Origin of the sequence: Pantoea sp. S62 (genome assembly GCF_016658625.1) — a bacterium.
Classification (GTDB): domain Bacteria; phylum Pseudomonadota; class Gammaproteobacteria; order Enterobacterales; family Enterobacteriaceae; genus Pantoea; species Pantoea vagans.
On the sequence record NZ_JACVVI010000014.1, the window covers coordinates 132,017 to 150,505 of the forward strand.

Below are 18,489 nucleotides of genomic sequence, written 5' to 3' on the forward strand. Positions count from 1 at the left end.
TCAGACAGCTCCCGTCAGCCGGACATATTTTCCCGGACGGGAAGTTCAGAGACTAAATATCATGACAAAAATATTAACAGGCCGCTGCGGCAGCCTGTGGGCTTCTTTACGCCTGAATATTCCTCTGGAAGGCCATGCTGAGCGGCTGCAGGGCGGCATATGCCGGCGGCTTGTACAGGTGGCAGCGCTGACGGCCGTTGTCCCGGCACTGCTGTTAACGAACGCGTCTGCTGCAGAGCAGAAAGTAGATTTTCCGGCGGAATACGCGCAGGGGAAGCACTACGCCAGCATCGTACGCGGCGACACGCGCGAGGAGCTGTACATTACCCCGGATGCCATTACGGCGGCCAGTCGCGGTGAACCGCTGCCTGAAGGTACGGTGATCACCATGGAAGATTACCGGAACAATCAGCTTTACCGGTACGTGGTCATGGAGAAACGCAAGGGATGGGGGCAGGCGCATCCGGCAGAGTTGCGCACGGGCGACTGGGAATTTCAGTGGTTCAATCCGGATCGCACGGTCAGGTCAGGCGAAAACCTCGACCGGTGTCGCGCCTGCCATACCTCGCAGTCCGGCAATGATTTTGTTTTCAGTTACGACAGAATGAAGGAGGCAGACTGATATGCCGGTAAACCACTCTTCTGACACTGCCGGTTCTTCGGTACTGATGACCCTGATGCCGGTCATCACCGCCGTGCTGGCCGGCTTTATTATTATTGGCGTGGCGCTTCCCGTTCTGCCCCTGCATGTAGAAAACGGTCTGGGATATGGAACCTTCATCGTGGGATTAGTGGCAGGCGCGCAGTTTGCTGCCTCACTCATCTCACGCATCTGGTCAGGCTCTTATTCTGACCGACGCGGGGCAAAAAAAGGCGTCGTTGCCGGGCTGATTGCCGCGGCGGCGGCCGGACTGCTTTATCTGTTGTCACTCTGGGTGATCAGCTTACCTGCCCTGTCGGCCGGCATCCTGCTGGCGGGCCGGGCCATTCTGGGCGGAGCTGAAAGTTTCATCATCACCGGTGGGGTAGCCTGGGGGCTGGCGCTGGTTGACAAAGCACATGCCGGAAAGGTGATTGCCTGGGTCGGGACGGCTATGTTTGCCGCCATGGCGCTTGGCGGTCCGGTAGGAACAGTGCTTTACGGCGCATTTGGCTTCAAAGCCATTGCGCTGATAACCCTGCTGCTGCCCCTGCTCGTGCTGGTTTACCTGTCACGCATGCCCGCCGTGGCCCCGCACCCGCATGCCGCTCACGCCTCGTTTGGCGCGGTCATGAAGGCGGTATGGTTACCCGGCCTGGGCGCCGCGCTTGCCAGCACGGGCTACTGCACCATCCTGGCGTTCAGCTCGCTCTACTACAGCGCCATGCACTGGCAGCCGGTGTGGATGGCCTTCACTGCGTTCGGTATTGCCCTGATTGTGGCCCGCACCTTTGCCGGTCACCTGCCGGACCGCTTCGGCGGGGCGCGCGTCGCGCTCATCTTCGTACTGGTTCAGGCAGCAGGCCTGTTTCTGATGTGGTTCGCCAGAACCCCGCTGACGGCCTCCGCCGGGGCCGCGTTTGCCGGCTTTGGCTATTCGCTGGTTTACCCGGGACTGGGTATTGAAGCCATCAGCGGCGCAACGCCGCAAAGCCGGGGCATGGTGATGGGTATCTACACGGCCTTTCTTGATGTGGCCATGGCCGTCGGCAGCCCTGCATTTGGCTGGGTGGGCGGCCATCTGGGGCTGGACAATATCTTTCTGGCCGGTGCGCTGGCCGTGCTGAGCACCGCCATTGTGGCTGTCCTGCTGCTCAGGCGTTCGGCGTTAAGGAAAGCGCACGCTTCCTGAAAAATTTTCCGGCGGGGGCATGCCCCTCTCCGGAGTGAGCACTGCACGTTTATTCATCCTCTGGAGCGTTAAGGAGTTAACATGAAGCTTGTGTCATCAGTGAGTAAAATCGCGGCCGTTGTGCTGCTGGGCGCCGCGCTGGGCATGAATATCAGCGTGGCCTCGGCGGCAGATATGTCCCATGGCGCGAACAATTTTTATAAAAGCGACAGGGTTAATTCTGAGGTCGTGAAATTTAAAAATGCCTACGGTATGGAAGTCACCGGCACGCTGTTTACGCCTAAAGAGATGGAGAAAGGTAAAAAATACGATGCGCTGATTGTCGGGCACCCTTTTGCCGCCGTCAGGCAGCAGGCCGCCAACCTGTATGCGACCAGAATGGCGGAAGCGGGCTTCGTCACCCTTTCCTTTGACCAGTCTTACTGGGGTGAAAGCGCAGGCACGCCGCGTGGTGCAGTTTTACCGGACGTCTATGCGGAAAATTTCAGCGCAGCCGTCGATTATCTGGGCACCCGGACCTTTGTTGATCGGGAAAAAATTGGCGTCATTGGCATTTGCGGCAGCGGCGGGTTTGCCATTGCGGCAACCAAGGTTGATCCACGCATCAAGGCGCTGGCGACGGTTGCTATGTACGATATGGGTGAATATTTCCGTACCGGGCTGAACCATGAGCGCACGCCTGAAATGCGAAATAAAGATCTGGCCATAGCAGCTGAGCAGCGTTACCAGGCCTTTACGACCGGTAAGCCTGTTTACGGTCCCGGCCAGAATGACCCTGTCTTTATCGAAGGTAAAGAGTCGAACGATTTTTACCAGACTGAGCGCGGTAAAGTCGCTTCAAACGATCGCCGGACCGTGCCGGCCACCTATGCCAGATTCATGAATTTCCATCCGTTTATTGATATCGAGACGATTTCTCCCCGGCCTGTATTGTTTGTGGTCGGCGACGCGGCACCGTCCCGCACTTATACCGAGACCGCCTGGAAGATGGCGGCTGAGCCTAAAGAACTTGTGGAAATCAAAGGTGCCAACCGCATCGACCTTTATGACCGTACCGAGCTGATCCCCTGGGACAAGCTGATTTCATTCTTTGATAAAAATCTGAACAGCACCCGCTAAGCGATCGCGTGCTACCCGGGACGACACCTCATTGCGCAGGTGTCGTTTTTCACAGATACAGAAGATAAAACCGGAGGTTTTATGTTTAAACCCACTCTGCTCGTTCTGGCTTCCATTACTGCTGCATCATTTGCTGCAGTGGCGGCTGACTCAGCGGGCATTAAAGTAAAAATTACCGCTGGCGATCATACAATGACCGCCACTTTTTATGATAACGCCACAACCCGTGCGCTGATTTCCCGGTTCCCGCTGACCCTGCCCATGGAAGATTTATATCACCGTGAGATGTGTTATCGCTTCCCCGACGCGCTGCCGGCTACGGAAACGCAGACAAGCGGATATGAGGTAGGCGACATCGTATACTGGGCTCCTCGCCACAGCTTTGTGATCATGTACGAGCAAAACGGCGAGCGTATCAGCAACCTGCAAAAGGTCGGACGCATCCATTCCGGCGTGGGAATATTCAAACACACGGGAGATATTAGCGTGCGGTTTGAGCTGGATGATAAAGATATAACTCAGTAGCTTTTTTCTATCAAACAATTCTGAAAAAGGCGCTTTACGCGCCTTACACAGGGAAATGTATCAACGGGTATGGATATTCTGCTCGATACTTCGACGACTTTTGATGTGTCGCTTTTTCAGTTACTGCCATACCCAGTAACCTTGAGCAAAAGCGCACACTTAAAACTCCTAATCTTATAGACATGTGTCATAGCATGCAGATTACGTAGCCAAAAAATATGTGTCACAGCATGTAGCTTCGAAGACTAAACATGTGTCAGAGCATATTGCCTGATTAACAAGATCCTGTGCCACAACATGCATTCACAGGGCATAGCATTTGTGATGGCATACAAGCTCAGCGAAAAATGTGTGGCAACATGCAAAAAATGACTGAGCATGTGTCAGAGCATGATCATTTAAAAAATATGTGTCACAACATGCAAGCAAAAGAGCTGTTAGTGAAGTAGTCGATGTATGCAGAGCAGGAACAACATGTGTCGTAACATGATATACAGTTAAGTAATGTGTGTTACAGCATGTATGCGAAAGCAAAACATGTGTGGCCACATGCATCTGTGGCTAAATGATGGGACACAGCATGTGAACTCACTGAGTATGTGCCGCAGCATGCTAATAGGATCAAATCATGGGCCATAGCATGTTAAATGCGGCCTGTATGCATGCTGTGACATAGATCTCGCATGCTGTGACCCATCTTATATCAGTCTTTTCGTAGTTATCATGTCGCGACATATGATTACATGCTACGACACATCATTTTCGTATAACTCTTTGAGTTTTTTGTTTCTTTTATTGATGAACAGGAAGGACTCCCTCCCCTTCTTGATGATGCTGTATTCGATATAACCGATCTTTTCCATTGCCAAGAGAGCATTCTTGATCAGGCGGTTTTGTTCAGGTACAGGGGAAGTCAGCAGTAGGCGCTCCCGAATACGGGAGAAGGATATCGGGGCGGGATTATCAGGTAAGCTTGCAATATAAGTGTAAAGCGTTTGCGCAACTTCTTTACCTTTCAAATAGTTATAAGGTTTTTTACGAAGAAGTATAGTGTAATCGATTTCATAAAGCTCCCAGAGCCTTTCATCGGCCTCGAGCGTGACCGTATCCTTATCTCGATCGAGCAGTGCGGTTTTAAGCAACTGAGTAAAAAACATTTTACCATTGCCTTCCCTACGTTTGAACTGCACCACCTTGGTACCAAGTTTGGCTAACGAGTTAAAGATTTGATCGCGCAGACGGTGATTGATCTGGCGGGAGTCATACTGACAAAGCTGTGCAAACTCTTTAAAAGGCAACTTAATGTTGTTGCTGTCCCGTCCATACTTGCTGAACGCGCCAATAACCCCCATCCATACGCTAAAATCTGATGTAATATTAAGGCGTTCGCCACGAATCTGGATGTCGTTGTAGCCCTCTTTTCGGGCAAATTCGAGTGAGGAAAAAGGTTCCGAAACGTCGATAATGTGTTCCGATCCTTTCTTCAAGGCGCGTGAATTAGGGACAAAAACCCCGAGCCTCAGCAGGATCGCGGGCTGAACTGAGGAAGCGCTGGTGACTGTGAGTACTTTCTGTTCATCTTCTGCAGAAGCCAGTAAAGAAACATGAAAAAAGTTGTTATCAGCCAATTATTTATCCTCTTTATACACAGCAGGCGCGTTACAGTGAATAACGTTCGGAATTTACATGCTGCGACACATGTTACTGCATGTTATGACACATGTTTGGCATGCTGTCACACATGTTTTGCATACTGCGACACATAATTTGCATGTTACGACACATGCAAAACCTCTGGAAGCCGCGCCAGCTCTGGCCTACGAGCGACAGGGATCTGTTTGGATCTAATAAGGATCTAATTAGGATAATTATTTGGATCTACCTGGTGGATATGTGGAAAACCGATCTTAGCCGATGATGCATTATCGATTTCTAACGCTTTCCAGCCAGCTGTGTTCTTGGCTTACGGCATTACGCTCCGCCTTACACTTCACGGCCTAGCATTCTCTTAGGCCGAACAGCCACTCGACTGCGATCCTTAGAATTATTCAGCTCCCACTACCTGATCACATTCGGATAAACGATCCCGTTTTCACAAACGCCGAAAAGTGATCTTTTCTTTCTGGCAGGCCGGTATTAAGGCTCCGCGTTGCCATCATCATTGTTAAATCGAGAACAACCTGCTTAGCCTGCAGATTCCTTTACAATTGCATCACAGCCGCCTGAGCAGCTTCAGACCTTAATGGACGGAATTCCCTGCAATTATAGCGTCCTTAGACCGGGCATATTGTGGAATCAGACCTCAGTCGTTCATTCTAAATAAATAGCCAGAGAACGATAATTCTGGGCACACTGCCAAGCCTTTAGGGACATATACCTGCTACGTTGATACAGGATCCACAGCTGCGCAGTAACGATCAGCACCTTCTTACGTACGTGTTCGAACACTCCGCTGACAGTTCGTACTCACCAATAGGCTGCTTCCTTTGCGCCAATACTTTGCGGACAATGCACAGGTTACAGCGAGATGTAAATTAATATATCTGCAACGCGCACTGTGCTGGATCTAAGCTTAGGCATCCACATAAAGAAGGCTCTCCCCTAAATGGATTCACAAGCTCAAGAGTTTCTCACAAATGTTCAGCGCAGCACTGGTCGGATTGTCCATCACACCACGGCAGCAGCATCGTAGTGTGACCACAGCCTCCCGGTTAGGAAGCTTCTTGGATAGCTGAGTTATGGCCTGCAACGCCCCTGCTTGTTCTCCCGATCGATTCGGAACAGGATAATCCTCCGTCTACCTGACGAAAACTCTGCGCGCCACAGAAAGGCTACTGCACGACATACCAGACAGGCTTCGGGAAGCTCGAATAACGATGTCAGGGGATATCCATTATGACGAACGCCAGCGGTAGTTTAGATATCGCGCAGTCATGCTAAGTCGGTAACTGCGGACCCTCGGGGAGCCATCTCCGGCGCGAACAATTTCTAGAAACGCACCTGAACTACCACGACGGGTTCAGTATCAGAATCTCGCGGCTTGAAAAACATATTGCACGGGGCACGGTGGTCACGCCGGCGATCCCCATCAACAAAAGTGAGGATTTGTAGACGTCCTGGACCTTAAGGATTTCATCACACCGATGGCGACCTTACCGATGTGGTGTATGGCTGGCGGCGCGATTTACCCTGCACAATGAGACAAGCAAAAAAGCTTTGGAGATCCGCACCGCCAGTTTTGAGAAAATGGCTGACAAACGCAGCGATGCGCTTACCAACATTCGCAACCACGCAGGATCCCTGATGAACGTGATCAGAATGGCGTTTACGCTTGTTGGCAAAGATTGTGGTCCGCATGCGGCGAAGGCTGGACTGGTATTATCCGCCGCCTTGTTGAACACACGTGTTGCTAAGCTTTCGGGCAGCAGCTGAAAACTTAATCACCTCCGCATCCGCCAGTACCGACATCGACTGACCTTTCATCGTCCACAGGCCACACGGCACTGGGAGGCAACGGTTACCCCACTGTTGAATACCCTCAGTCATTTTCTGATGGTGACTATGCCAGGTTCGCCCGTACAGGATATGAAGGTTGTCTTCCGCACCGCCGCAGTGGCGGAACATTTCGGATGCCGGTAAGCCGCCATCTGAACGACATCGGGGGAGTTTCACTCGGCGCAGGTGTCAGAGCTCTCAGGTTAATTCGTGGCATTGACGCAACCGGAGGGGATTGGCCTGACCGGTTATTTCAGGCGTCTGTGGACAGTGCATGATAATCAGCACCAGCATGACCGAGACTGATAAAGAAGTTCGGCGGAAAGATGATTTCCCGTCATAAAATGGTGACGATATCATTGAAAGATGGGCCATTGCCGGAACACCGTGCGCTGGACCCGCTTGTATGCGTAACAACGTCACTCGATCCTGTTTTGCCTGTGCCCATTTGTTCTCCTCCCCCCGCCTCCATTTTGCATATGGCGTCCTGCATGGGCACAAGCGTAAACAGCTGCCAAAGCTTTCATCAGTCGGCTGCACATACTGATAGCCAAAATGCTTCGCCAGCAGCAGAGTCAGCAAGATCATCATTGTGTTGCCGGGCAGTAAGATGAAAATGAAGCTCAATCAGGTGTGGCTATACCTTCGCAGGTTAAACGATATCTGACCCACCGAGTTTCTATGCGCCGCAGCGCACCGTGGTGGCAAAATCGACACACGGTACGAAGGTGAGCGCACAGACGTGCTCTGGTAAATTCTACAGGGCAATAATGCTGTTCATACGTTAATTTTCACGTAGCGACGTTTGAGGTTCAATAGCCGTTTCCGCGGCCTGCCGCGTGCGATGCCATCTTTTTAAATCTCGTAAAAGACCCAATTTTCAAGCTGATTCGCCAAAAGCGCGTGAGGCTGCCGGCACCGCGCTGGAGAGGCTACGCAGACGCCTAAGTGTTGTCTAGTACCTCAAGTATGAAGCATACATTGGCGATGATTTTTTATACTTTGCATTAATTAGTATGATTTGCAAATTTGGTGTTGCTTTGCACTAAATATCAAGATTTAATGATTATGTGCAAAGTTAATATGGAGAAGGTTTGTGGGACTGATGAATACGCTAGACCAGTGCATTGCCGCCGGACATGAGATGACCCGCGCCATTGCCGTGGCGCAGTTTAATGATGACAGCCCGGAAGCGCGCAAAATCACCCGCAGATGGCGCGTTGGTGAAGCGGCGGATCTCATCGGGGTGTCACCGCAGGCTATTCGCGACGCGGAAAAGGCCGGACGCCTGCCCTACCCCGATCTGGAGATGCGCGGCCGCGTGGAACAGCGCGTGGGTTATACCATAGAGCAAATCAATCACATGAGGGATGTTTTCGGGACCCGCCTGCGGCGGCCCGATGAAAGTATCCCTCCAGTGATTGCCGTCGCGGCTCACAAAGGCGGTGTCTACAAAACTTCCGTCTCGGTGCACTTGGCGCAGGATCTGGCGCTCAAAGGGCTGCGCGTGCTGCTGGTTGAAGGCAACGATCCTCAGGGCACAGCGTCAATGTATCACGGTTGGGTACCTGACCTGCATATTCACGCTGACAATACCCTGCTCCCTTTTTACCTCGGTGAGCGCGACGATGCCTTTTACGCCATTCGGCCTACCTGCTGGCCCGGCTTGGACATCATCCCGTCCTGCTTGGCACTGCACCGTATTGAAACCGAACTCATGGGCCGCTACGACGAGGGTAAACTGCCTACCGAGCCGCATATGATGCTGAGGCTCGCCATCGAGTCTGTGGCGCAGGATTATGATGTGGTAGTGATCGACAGCGCTCCGAACCTCGGCATAGGTACCATTAATGTGGTATGCGCGGCAGACGTTTTGATCGTGCCGACGCCGGCGGAGCTGTTTGACTACACCTCAGCCCTGCAATTCTTTGATATGCTCCGTGACCTTTTGAAAAACGTCGACCTGCAGGGTTTCGAGCCTGACGTCCGGATCCTTCTCACTAAGTACAGCAATAACAACGGCTCGCAGTCGCCGTGGATGGAAGAACAAATCCGTGACGCTTGGGGCGGCATGGTGCTGAAAAATGTTGTGCGGGAAACGGATGAGGTGGGTAAAGGGCAAATAAGGATGCGCACGGTATTTGAGCAGGCCATCGATCAGCGCTCCTCAACCGGTGCATGGCGCAACGCGCTGGCCATCTGGGAGCCCGTCTGCAACGAAATCTTTGACCGCCTTATCAAGCCTCGCTGGGAGATCCGCTGATGAAACGTGCACCGATTATTCCAAAGTCGTCATCCTCTTCTGCTGCCGTCGCACCTGCCGCGGCACCTGCCGCTCCGATGGTGGATTCATTGATAGCACGCGTTGGCGGCATGGCGAAGGGAAACACAATCGTCTTGCCAGTGTGCGGTCGTGACGTGAAATTCACGCTTGAAACCGTGCCTGCCAAAGAGGTTGATAAATCCACCCGCGTCTGGGCAGGCAATGAGCGCGTTCAGGAGTTTTTAACTGAAGACGCACTCGATGACCTCATCCCCTCCTTTCTGCTAAACGGACAGCAGACCCCTGCATTCGGCCGCCAGATTAAGGAGAGTATTGAAGTTGCTGACGGCAGCCGCCGGCGCATGGCGGCTATCCTGACCTCGTCTGACTATCGCGTACTGGTTGGCGAGCTTGATGATGAGCAGATGGATGCACTCTGTAAGCTCGGGAACGATTACCGTCCCACCAGCGCTTACGAACGGGGCCGCCGCTACGCTCAGAGGCTTGAAAAGGAGTTCGCAAACAACATCTCTGCTCTGGCTGACGCGGAAGGAATTTCCCGTAAAATCATTACGCGCTGCGTCAATACGGCAAGGCTGCCTCATGAAGTGATCTCGCTCTTTTCGCATCCAGGTGAGCTTTCAGCCCGCGCAGGAGAACAGCTATACAGGGCCTCAGAAGGTAAACATGCGTTGTTAGCCGAAAAAACGCAATCTTTGATAGCTAGCCGTAAAAGCGGTTTGTTCTATGACGCGGATGATATTATTCAGGAACTCACTGCGGCGCTGACAAAAGGCAGCTCTCCTACCCGCGAACCCGCAGAAAAAAAAGAGTTTGGTCCGGGTGTATCTGCGCGATATAAAGGTAAAAAAGTGCTCTTCAGTCTGGACCGAACTAAAGTGCCTGAGTCTCTTATTGCACAGTTAGAAGCCCTTCTGACAAACTATCACTGTTAATTCGCTTAGGCTGGGACCATGGTCCCAGCTTACACTCACCCCTATTTGCTGCCTAACATTGCGATGCTCGCTTACATCTGAGTGTGCTTTTTAACAATAAGCCAGCTACCTGTCTCTCCTGCAAAAGCTGATCCTCTTGCCAAGCGGTGCCTTTGTTATTTTCTGACACGGGGGCTGCCACATAAACGGAACTGTGGTCCCAGCCATAATTGCCTCAACAGTTACATAGCAGGTTCTTAGTTTTCCGTTGGTTCTGAACATTCATGTAAGTTAGTGACCAGACCCAGGATCCACGGACGCCAGTTTCTCTGACATCCCTGCGTTTGCTGTCAGTTATGTCTCTGTGACCGCGGTCCCAGCTCAAGTTATCTCATCAGGTTTAAAGCGGGACCACGGTTCCACGTCAATATTCTCTGCGTTCCTGAGTATGCAGTTGGGCCTGTATTCGGGATCACGGACTCGGCTCAAGCATTTCACATGGTTTAATACCGGAACCAGCCTTCACTGACGCCAGTTACCTTAGGCATCTGGACAGACTCTAACGTTGGACTAAGGTACCGGTGCCTACTCCATTTCTAAAGGCGTATTGCAATTATGATTCTCATAACTGCGATAGTCTTATTTGCATCTAAGGTGCATTCAGGTACTTATCTGGGATCCTGGTCCCAGTGTCATCAGCTCTGCCGATATATAACCGACTATGGTTACAGACGCTGGCAACTCTTAACATCTCACAGGGTCAGGTATGGTCACATTCCGGTACATGAATTCACAGATTGAGATGCATTTGGTGGCCATGTATTTATATTGAGGTTCACTTCTGGGACCATGGTCCCAGTTAAAAAATACTGCTTACCTTGGTACCGATTCTCAACGAAATGGATGCTAAGACTATATTCCACAGATAACTGTGGTACTAATGGCACAATCGGAAAAATTATATAACTGGGACCATGGTCCCAGCGTTCTCATCATCCTGGTTATAACCCGCCACTTTGGCTGCGGATGTATACACTCCATTTCATCCCTGAGATTCAGATCAGGCAATATTCCATTACAAGGATTCCACAGACAGAAGTGCCTCTATTGCTATATGCGCTTGCGGTCAGATTCACTTATGGAACCGTGGTCCCAGAATAAGAATTAAGGCTTAAAGGTATGATTTAATCCAGATGTTTGAATATTAACTGGGAATGTGCGATTACGATATACTCTGTACTTATAAAACTGTTGCTATCGGAATTCCTTTCCAGTTTGTATTCAATGTTTGGCTGAGCATGCCCCGTTTCATTCTTCATTCTGGCTGAATGCCTTTTCTTGCAAAATCGAAGTTATATCTGCCAGAAGAATTCATCTTACCCATCAGACTCATCAGAGCCTCATTGCCAAGACGTGGCGCCTCTTCGTCAAACAGGTTTAACTACGCGACATCGTTCGGCCTTAACTTACTTAGCATATTACCGGCTTTAGCATAACGGTGCCCGGGCTTCCCGATGGTATCGAATGATCTGGCGGTTGCAACACTAATATCCCTTGTGTCCTGCGTGCCCACACGAAGCCGCACAAAAGCCGTATTACCATAGCCGGAATGCTCGGTAACAAAAGGCAGTGTGTGTATAAACATGGAAACGTGATGGCAGAAATGCCGGTCTTTGCGCAGCTTTTTTCCCACGCGTTCTGTGTAGGTACAGATAGCCTGACGCATTGCATCATAAGACGTTATCCGTTCAACAAGGCTAAGACTGGCCATAATCTGCTGTTTAGAGGAGATCTTCCATCTGGATGTAAAATTCACCGTTAAGCTTACGCACGGTACGCTTCATCACGACGCTGAAGTTTTTGCAAATGAAATTGGAGGAAGTGCGCGCGAGATCGAGCGTGGTTTAATGCCGGCAGATTAAGCCGGTTACCTGTCCTAAAGCCTGTCCCTAGATTTCTTCTGGCGGCTGGCGGAATAGCATCACCTGGATCCGGGCCAAGATTATCGGGCGTGAGTACAAGCACACCACGAAACTGCGACCACTTTTTGCTGACCCACTGGGCTGATTTGACAAGCGTCTTGATAGACGCCAAGCCACATCCCACTGTCTGGCCGGTACACTGGAGAACGTGGGCGTGGATCTGGCGGCTAATATCTTCATAGGAGATCGCAAACTACATGCATCGGTAATCACAAAACCCCTCATCCGCGTAATATACCTCAAGGCGGGGCGCTATCTCCTCAAAGCAGGACATTACCCGCATGCTTATTGAGTGGTTTATGTAGAATAGAATCTAAAGAAGAATTAAGGCTTTTTTAAATTAAATTTTTAAGATGTGGATGTGTACAAAAGTGCGTAGTGAAATGGGTGAAGGAGCTTTGTGTCACATTGGCTATAAAATAATGAGGCCAGATGAACTGGCCAAAATAACAACATAAATTTTATTAGTATTTACAAAGAAACTGCTGAACTCTTGGATTTGATGTTGCACTGAAAAAAACGGCCGGCGTCTCATTTGCCACCACGACACCGCCTTCCATGAAAACAACCCGGTCAGCGACTTCGCGTGCGAATCTCAGTTCATGAGTGACGACGATCATCGTCATACCGGCTTTAGCCAGATCCCGCATCACGGTCAACACCTCGTCTCTGAGTTCTGGGTCGAGAGCTGAGGTCGGTTCGTCAAAAAAGATCACCTCGGGATCCATAGCAAGACCCCGTGCAATGGCGACACGTTGTTTCTGACCGCCCGAAAGCTTCGTCGGATAACTTCCGGCTTTTTCCTGCAGCCCTACTTGTTTAAGTAACGCTATGCCGCGTTCCTCCGCTTTTGCTTTGGCAATCTTTCTTACGCTGATCAAACCCTCAATCACATTTTCCAGCGCCGTTTTATGCGGGAACAAATTAAATGACTGAAACACCATCGCTGTTTTCTGCCGCAGCTGGGTAATAGCCGTTTTATCCTGGCGTGACAGTGCCACGCCTCTTCTGACATTAATTTGCTGATCGCAGACCCTGATCGAGCCGCTGTCAGGCTGCTCGAGAAAATTAAGCGAGCGAAGCAATGTAGTCTTGCCTGAACCTGAAGGGCCCAGGATCACCACTACCTCACCACTGCTGACTTCCAGATTGACATCGCGCAGCACTTCAAGCTTGTCGAAGGACTTTGCCAGCGCTCTGACGGAAACTTTTACCGTAGATGTACTCATCGCATATGCCTCGTCAGACGGCCTTCAAGCCAGGTTTGCAGAATGGTCAGGATCTGGTTGATGACCCAGTAAATAAATCCAACCATCAGGAACATTTCCATATAGCGGAAGGTCGTTGCCCCCACCTGTTCTGCCACGCGTGTCAGTTCCATGACCGTGACGGTTGAAGCCAGTGACGTGTCCTTCATCAGCGCTATCAACCGACTGCCTAATGGCGGTAGGGCGATACGAAATGCCTGAGGCAGGATAATACGTCGGAGGCTGGTCCAGTACCCCATGCCCATAGAGTTGCATGCTTCCCACTGGCCTTTGTCCACGCTGTTAATACCTGAACGAAAGTTTTCGCTCAGATATGACGCTGAGAACAGTGTCAGTGATGTCAGCGCGGCAGGAACCGGATCTAGCGTGATACCGAGTCGTGGCAGGCCAAAATAAACCAGGAGAATCTGGACCAGCAGCGGGGTGCCGCGAAAAATCGAAACGTAGGTAAATGCCAGAATTCTCAGCACCCTGAGTGCGGAGTTGCGCATCAGCGCAACGCCCATTCCCAGCAGGCTGCCAAGTACAAAGGCGCTAATGCCCAGCCCCAGCGTCATGAGGATCGCCTGTTTTAGCAGAGGCAACGAACGCAGGAAAAGCTCATACATCACTTAACCTCTGCTTTAGCTTTTACAATGTCCGCCGTCATCGGGTAATCTGGGCCAATGTACTTTTGCGACAATTTCATTACGGTGCCGTCAGCAATCATATCTTTTATGGCTTTATCAACGGCTTCTTTCAGGCTGCTGTGGCCTTTGGGCATAGCAGCGGCAGACAGCTGGAAGGTCAGTGGCTGGCCGACTGCCTTAATCGGCAGGTTATTAGCCTTGCGGTACTTTTCTCCGCCGAAGAAGGAGGAAATAACAACATCAATGCGGCCCGTCACGAGATCGTTGAATACCAGCCCGCCATTTTCATAGCCAAGAATATCTGATTTCGTCAGATGTTCGCGTGACCAGGATTCATTGGTCGTGCCCGTTGTGGCGCCTACCTTTTTCCCGGCCAGATCAGCCTGCTCATGAATATCTTTGTTGCTGTCCAGAACAAAGATACGGAACTCCTCTACACCGTAGGGTTCAGAGAAATCGACCTGCTTCTCGCGTTCCGGCGTGGGCGTCAGATCGTTCATGACAAGGTCATACTTTCCGGTCTTTAGTCCTTCGACGAAGTTCTTGAAGGTGTCCGCTACAAAGGTAATGTGTGGAACACCAATACGCTTCGCAATCTCCTTTGCCATTGCCACGTCATAACCATCAGGCTGGTTCTGATCGTTGATAAAGCTCCAGGGCGGGCTTGCCTGGGTATTGGCAATGCGAATGTCACCTTTTGCACGTAGCTCAGCCAGCGTGTTGTCAGCTGCAGAAGCGGAAAAATTGCTCAGTGAAAGTACGGCACCCAGCGCAAATACCATCAAACGGAGTTGCGTTTTCATTGTTATACCCTTGTCTGTCGTCTTGTGTGAGAGAACTAACCGGCTGCCTTTTCCCAGGCAAGGAGTGCCTGCTCAAGGTCCGCAATGAGTAAGTCTGGGTCTTCAAGCCCGATTGAGATACGAATGATGGCTTCCTGGGTGGGCGAGAAGGCTCTGGCCTGCTGCTGGCTGGCCGGGTAATAAGCAATCAGGCTGTGTGTGCCCCCCCAGCTGGCTCCGATCGGGAAGTGATTGAGTGCATTAAAGAACGCACTGATTGCTTCGTCTTTACCCGGACGGAAAATAAAGGAGAACAGGCAACCGCTGCCGGTAAACTGCTTTTTCCATACGTCATGGCCAGGATCGTTTTCAAGCACCGGGAACAAAACGCTGTGAATCTGCGGCTGCCCGGCAAGCCAGGCGGCGACTTTTCGAGTTGATGCACTCTGGTGTTGCAGTCGCAGGGCAAAAGTTTCCAGCCCGCGCATGACCAGGAAGCAGTCTTCCGGGCTGGTATTGAGCCCCATGATGCTCTGCGTTTCACGCAGTACGGCATAGTCATCCGCGTTATTGAGACTGATGGTGCCCATCAGCAAATCGGAATGCCCCCCAAACATTTTGGTGGCAGCTTCAACAGACAGATCCACGCCGTGATCGAGCGGACGGAAATAGAGTGGGCTGGCCCAGGTGTTATCCAGCATCGTTTTCACACCATACTTTTTGGCCACACTGACGACTGCCGCCACATCCTGCATCTCCATCGTCACAGTACCGGGCGCTTCCATGCAGATCATACGGGTGTTAGGCCGGATGAGGGCTTCAATGCCGCCATCAATGGTGGGAGGATAAAATTCCACCTCAACAGCCATCTGACTGAGCCAGTTGCGAGCAAAGGTCTTCAGCGCGCCGTAGCAGGAGTCAGAGATCAGCAGGTGATCGCCGCCACGTACAAAGGCCATTACAGAAACCATCAGCGCGGCCTGTCCCGAGGGAACCACCACGCAGTGCTGTGCATTTTCCAGCGCCGCCACGCGCCTTTCAAGTTCACGCGCGGTGGGTGTGCCGGTAATGCCGTAGCTATAGCCATCAGGCTGGCGTTCTTTACGGGCAGCAAACTCTTCAAAGGTGTCAAACACCACGGTTGAGGCGCGCCATATGGCGGGAGAAAGGCTGGCGAATTTCTGGTTAGCTGGGTCGATAAATTGCATATTTTTAATTTCCACTGGTGTTAGTGCTGACATCGATTCTGTGTGATGGGTATGATTACAGCAATAGCAGAATTTATTTACCTTATAAGCACAGGTTATAGGTTGCCATGTATCGTGAAATTGAAATCTTCCGTGCGGTGATGCTGACGGGCAGCACTAGCCGTGCCGCTGAGAAACTCGATATCTCTCAGCCTGCAGTGAGTCAGGCGATCCGTAAGCTGGAGGAAAATGCCGGACTTAAATTATTTGCGCGCATGCGGGGACGACTGCTGCCCACTCAGGAAGCGACGGCGCTGATGGTCGATGTTGATCAGCACTTTACCGGCATGGAGGCTATCGCCCATCGCCTGCGCTCGTTAAGTGAGCTGGGGCTCGGCAGACTGACCGTGGCCGCCTATCCGGCGGTCGGAAATCTTTTTTTGCCCCGTGCCATCGCCAGCTTTGATGTGGAAAAGAGAAACATCCAGATCTCGCTCAAGGTGCTCAGTTCACGAGAGGTCTATCAGCAGGTGATGGCGGGGCAGGTTGATTTTGGCCTGATGGCTGATGAAATCCCGCCCGGCGGTCTGGAACATTCCCCCTTCCTTCAGGCAGAGGGGGTCGTGGTGATGGCGAAGCATCATCCTTTGGCGGGCAGGGACATTATCCATCCAGGCGATCTTGCCCGCACAGAGTTTCTGGCGCTCAGCCCGGAGGACAGCAGTCAGCAGCAGCTCAATCGGTTGATGGAACACCATGGACTTTCGCTACAGGTCCGGGTTGAAACACCTTATTCACTGACCATCTGCGAAATGGCGCGCCTGGGGCTCGGTGTTGGCCTCGTGAATCCGATTGTGGCCTATGACTTTATGGACACCGATCTAGTGATCCGACCTTTCAGCAGCGCGATTAATTTTGCCGGACTGATGATATTCCGGCCTGGCAAGCCATTGTCAGAAAATGCCAGGGAATTTATGCGCGCGCTGCGTATCCAGCTGGATTGGGACATGCGAACCATCCGCACACACATGCAGAAAACGATAAGGCCTCAGCCATAATTGCGCGGAGTTTTATACGGCAGGTCGTGGTTAAAACGATATATCTCAGGTGCCGCAGACGAAGCGACGCTGTTTTATTGTAGGCTGATCTATGTGAAGCCTGCTTTAGTATTACTTCCCGGCGGGTTGAATTATCATCCAGATGTGAACAGAGGGCTGGGTACGAGAGACAAACCAGAAAAAGAGATCAACCCTGGTTGCTCGTAATACATTTAGGTTTTTCAATGTATCTACAGGGTTGAGCTTCGTAATGCATATGAACTGCTCCCTAAAAATAATCATAGTAATGTATTAGCAACGTCTGCTGTTGGCATATAGCGGGCCTTATCCTTCTGAAAGCTTTTTTAAGCTCATAACATATCGATTTCTTTAGGGCAGTTCTCCCGGATATAAATATTGAAGGGTGTATGGCTGCCATAAGGCACGGCATCCTGAATGCGATTGAAGTGCCTGGCCAGTACTTCCAGGGCTCTCCTGGCTTCCTCTTGTGGGTTTTGGTCAATGATGGCGTCAATAATGCCGTCCCTCAGCATGCGTCTCCTTTCGGGTGTCAGTTCATGGGTGATTAAAACAACATGTTTTTCAAGCCCCATAGCCATGATGGTCTGTGCAATATTGGAATTTCCAGCCGAAACATTATAAATACCGCGAACATTCTTGTTTTCCTGCAGGGCTCGTCTGACGACTTCGCCTGCACGCGCCTGGTCTTCTCCGCTTTCAAGTGATGCGCTGATATGGCAGTGCGAAAAATGTTCCCGGATGACGGACCGGAATCCCATTTCACGCTCTTCATGTCCGGTCATATTCTGCATACCCAGCACAATCAGTATGTCCCCGCCTTCCGGCCCGGTAAAACGGCCCATCAGCTCTCCGGCTGCACGGCCCATCTGCCGGTTATCTGGACCGACATAAGTAAGACGTCCACTTGCCGGAATGTCTGTTACCAGCGTCACAACCGGTTTTTTGCCCGAAATCTGCCGCAATGCATCGGACAAATCGGGGTCATCAGGGCACACCACGATCAGGGCATCGTAAGAATCAGCAATCTCATGGAGCTGCTTTACCGTTGCCCTGATATTCGCCAGATTCAGATAATGTACAAAACAGTTAATACGCATTTCTGACATTGCTGCTCCTGTTTCCGCAAAGGCGTTGCGCAGGCCTTTATAAAACGGATTTTTGGGTGACTGCATCAGCACAGCAATGCGTAAGACACGCATATACCCCCGGTAAAGAACACGATCAACGTTCAGCCGGCTGGCCCATTCCAGAACTTTCGCTTCCTTTGCCGGCGAGACGCTACCACGCCGGTTCATGACCCGATCAACTGTGCTCAGACTTACTCCGGCAGCTTCAGCTATCTGATCGAGCGTTGTTTTTTTGTTCTTCATCACGGTATTTTCCTGTTGAAGGG

The 18,489-nt window shown here is 51.3% G+C and carries 16 protein-coding genes; 8 read left to right on the forward strand and 8 right to left on the reverse strand.

The window, feature by feature from the left end; all coding sequences use genetic code 11:
• Positions 1-61 precede the first annotated feature (61 nt).
• The 4 genes from IBT54_RS18660 (at position 62) to IBT54_RS18675 (ending at position 3,476) form a co-directional block, all read left to right on the forward strand.
• On the forward strand, positions 62-622 hold the full coding sequence (locus IBT54_RS18660) for a cytochrome P460 family protein (protein WP_201252709.1): 561 nt from the start codon (positions 62-64) through the stop codon (positions 620-622).
• A 1-nt stretch (position 623) separates the two neighbouring features.
• A complete protein-coding gene (locus IBT54_RS18665; RefSeq protein WP_201252710.1) occupies positions 624-1,832 on the forward strand; it encodes an arabinose transporter in 1,209 nt (402 codons plus the stop codon).
• Between the two features lie 81 nt (positions 1,833-1,913).
• On the forward strand, positions 1,914-2,951 hold the full coding sequence (locus IBT54_RS18670; RefSeq protein ID WP_201252711.1) for an alpha/beta hydrolase: 1,038 nt from the start codon (positions 1,914-1,916) through the stop codon (positions 2,949-2,951).
• A gap of 81 nt (positions 2,952-3,032) precedes the next feature.
• Positions 3,033-3,476 (forward strand): cyclophilin-like fold protein, encoded by a 444-nt coding sequence (locus IBT54_RS18675; RefSeq protein WP_201252712.1) that lies wholly within the window; start codon positions 3,033-3,035, stop codon positions 3,474-3,476.
• 746 nt (positions 3,477-4,222) lie between these two features.
• Here IBT54_RS18675 and IBT54_RS18680 read toward each other — a convergent pair.
• Positions 4,223-5,104, reverse strand: coding sequence for a RepB family plasmid replication initiator protein (locus IBT54_RS18680; RefSeq protein WP_236263495.1), 882 nt, complete (start codon positions 5,102-5,104; stop codon positions 4,223-4,225).
• A 1,588-nt stretch (positions 5,105-6,692) separates the two neighbouring features.
• Here IBT54_RS18680 and IBT54_RS18685 point away from each other — a divergent pair.
• A complete protein-coding gene (locus IBT54_RS18685) occupies positions 6,693-6,908 on the forward strand; it encodes a hypothetical protein (RefSeq protein WP_201252713.1) in 216 nt (71 codons plus the stop codon).
• A 261-nt stretch (positions 6,909-7,169) separates the two neighbouring features.
• Here the strand turns inward: IBT54_RS18685 and IBT54_RS18690 are convergent, their stop codons facing one another.
• A complete protein-coding gene (locus IBT54_RS18690) occupies positions 7,170-7,562 on the reverse strand; it encodes a hypothetical protein (RefSeq protein ID WP_201252714.1) in 393 nt (130 codons plus the stop codon).
• 505 nt (positions 7,563-8,067) lie between these two features.
• Between IBT54_RS18690 and sopA the strand changes: the two genes are divergently transcribed.
• On the forward strand, positions 8,068-9,234 hold the full coding sequence (gene sopA / locus IBT54_RS18695) for a plasmid-partitioning protein SopA (RefSeq protein ID WP_201252715.1): 1,167 nt from the start codon (positions 8,068-8,070) through the stop codon (positions 9,232-9,234).
• Positions 9,234-10,190 carry a ParB/RepB/Spo0J family plasmid partition protein gene (locus IBT54_RS18700; RefSeq protein ID WP_201252716.1) on the forward strand — a complete coding sequence of 319 codons (957 nt, stop codon included), beginning with the start codon at positions 9,234-9,236 and terminating at the stop codon, positions 10,188-10,190. Before sopA ends, IBT54_RS18700 begins: the two co-directional genes overlap by 1 nt.
• A 1,420-nt stretch (positions 10,191-11,610) precedes the next feature.
• Here the strand turns inward: IBT54_RS18700 and IBT54_RS25505 are convergent.
• From IBT54_RS25505 to metC, 5 genes are all read right to left on the reverse strand, one after another.
• Positions 11,611-11,940, reverse strand: coding sequence for a hypothetical protein (locus tag IBT54_RS25505; RefSeq protein WP_201252717.1), 330 nt, complete (start codon positions 11,938-11,940; stop codon positions 11,611-11,613).
• A gap of 675 nt (positions 11,941-12,615) precedes the next feature.
• Complete coding sequence (locus IBT54_RS18710) at positions 12,616-13,380, reverse strand: amino acid ABC transporter ATP-binding protein (protein ID WP_201252718.1); 765 nt, start codon at positions 13,378-13,380, stop codon at positions 12,616-12,618.
• Positions 13,377-14,027 (reverse strand): amino acid ABC transporter permease, encoded by a 651-nt coding sequence (locus IBT54_RS18715; protein ID WP_201252719.1) that lies wholly within the window; start codon positions 14,025-14,027, stop codon positions 13,377-13,379. Before IBT54_RS18715 ends, IBT54_RS18710 begins: the two co-directional genes overlap by 4 nt.
• Entirely contained in the window at positions 14,027-14,851 is an 825-nt protein-coding gene (locus tag IBT54_RS18720) for a transporter substrate-binding domain-containing protein (protein WP_201252720.1), read from the reverse strand. The genes IBT54_RS18715 and IBT54_RS18720 overlap by 1 nt, the downstream gene beginning before the upstream one ends.
• A 35-nt stretch (positions 14,852-14,886) precedes the next feature.
• A complete protein-coding gene (gene metC, locus IBT54_RS18725; RefSeq protein ID WP_201252721.1) occupies positions 14,887-16,038 on the reverse strand; it encodes a cystathionine beta-lyase in 1,152 nt (383 codons plus the stop codon).
• A 107-nt stretch (positions 16,039-16,145) separates the two neighbouring features.
• Here metC and IBT54_RS18730 point away from each other — a divergent pair, with 107 nt between their 5' ends.
• Entirely contained in the window at positions 16,146-17,075 is a 930-nt protein-coding gene (locus IBT54_RS18730) for a LysR substrate-binding domain-containing protein (protein WP_201252722.1), read from the forward strand.
• 350 nt (positions 17,076-17,425) lie between these two features.
• Here IBT54_RS18730 and IBT54_RS18735 read toward each other — a convergent pair whose 3' ends face one another.
• Positions 17,426-18,466, reverse strand: coding sequence for a LacI family DNA-binding transcriptional regulator (locus tag IBT54_RS18735; protein WP_236263507.1), 1,041 nt, complete (start codon positions 18,464-18,466; stop codon positions 17,426-17,428).
• Between the last annotated feature and the right edge of the window lie 23 nt (positions 18,467-18,489).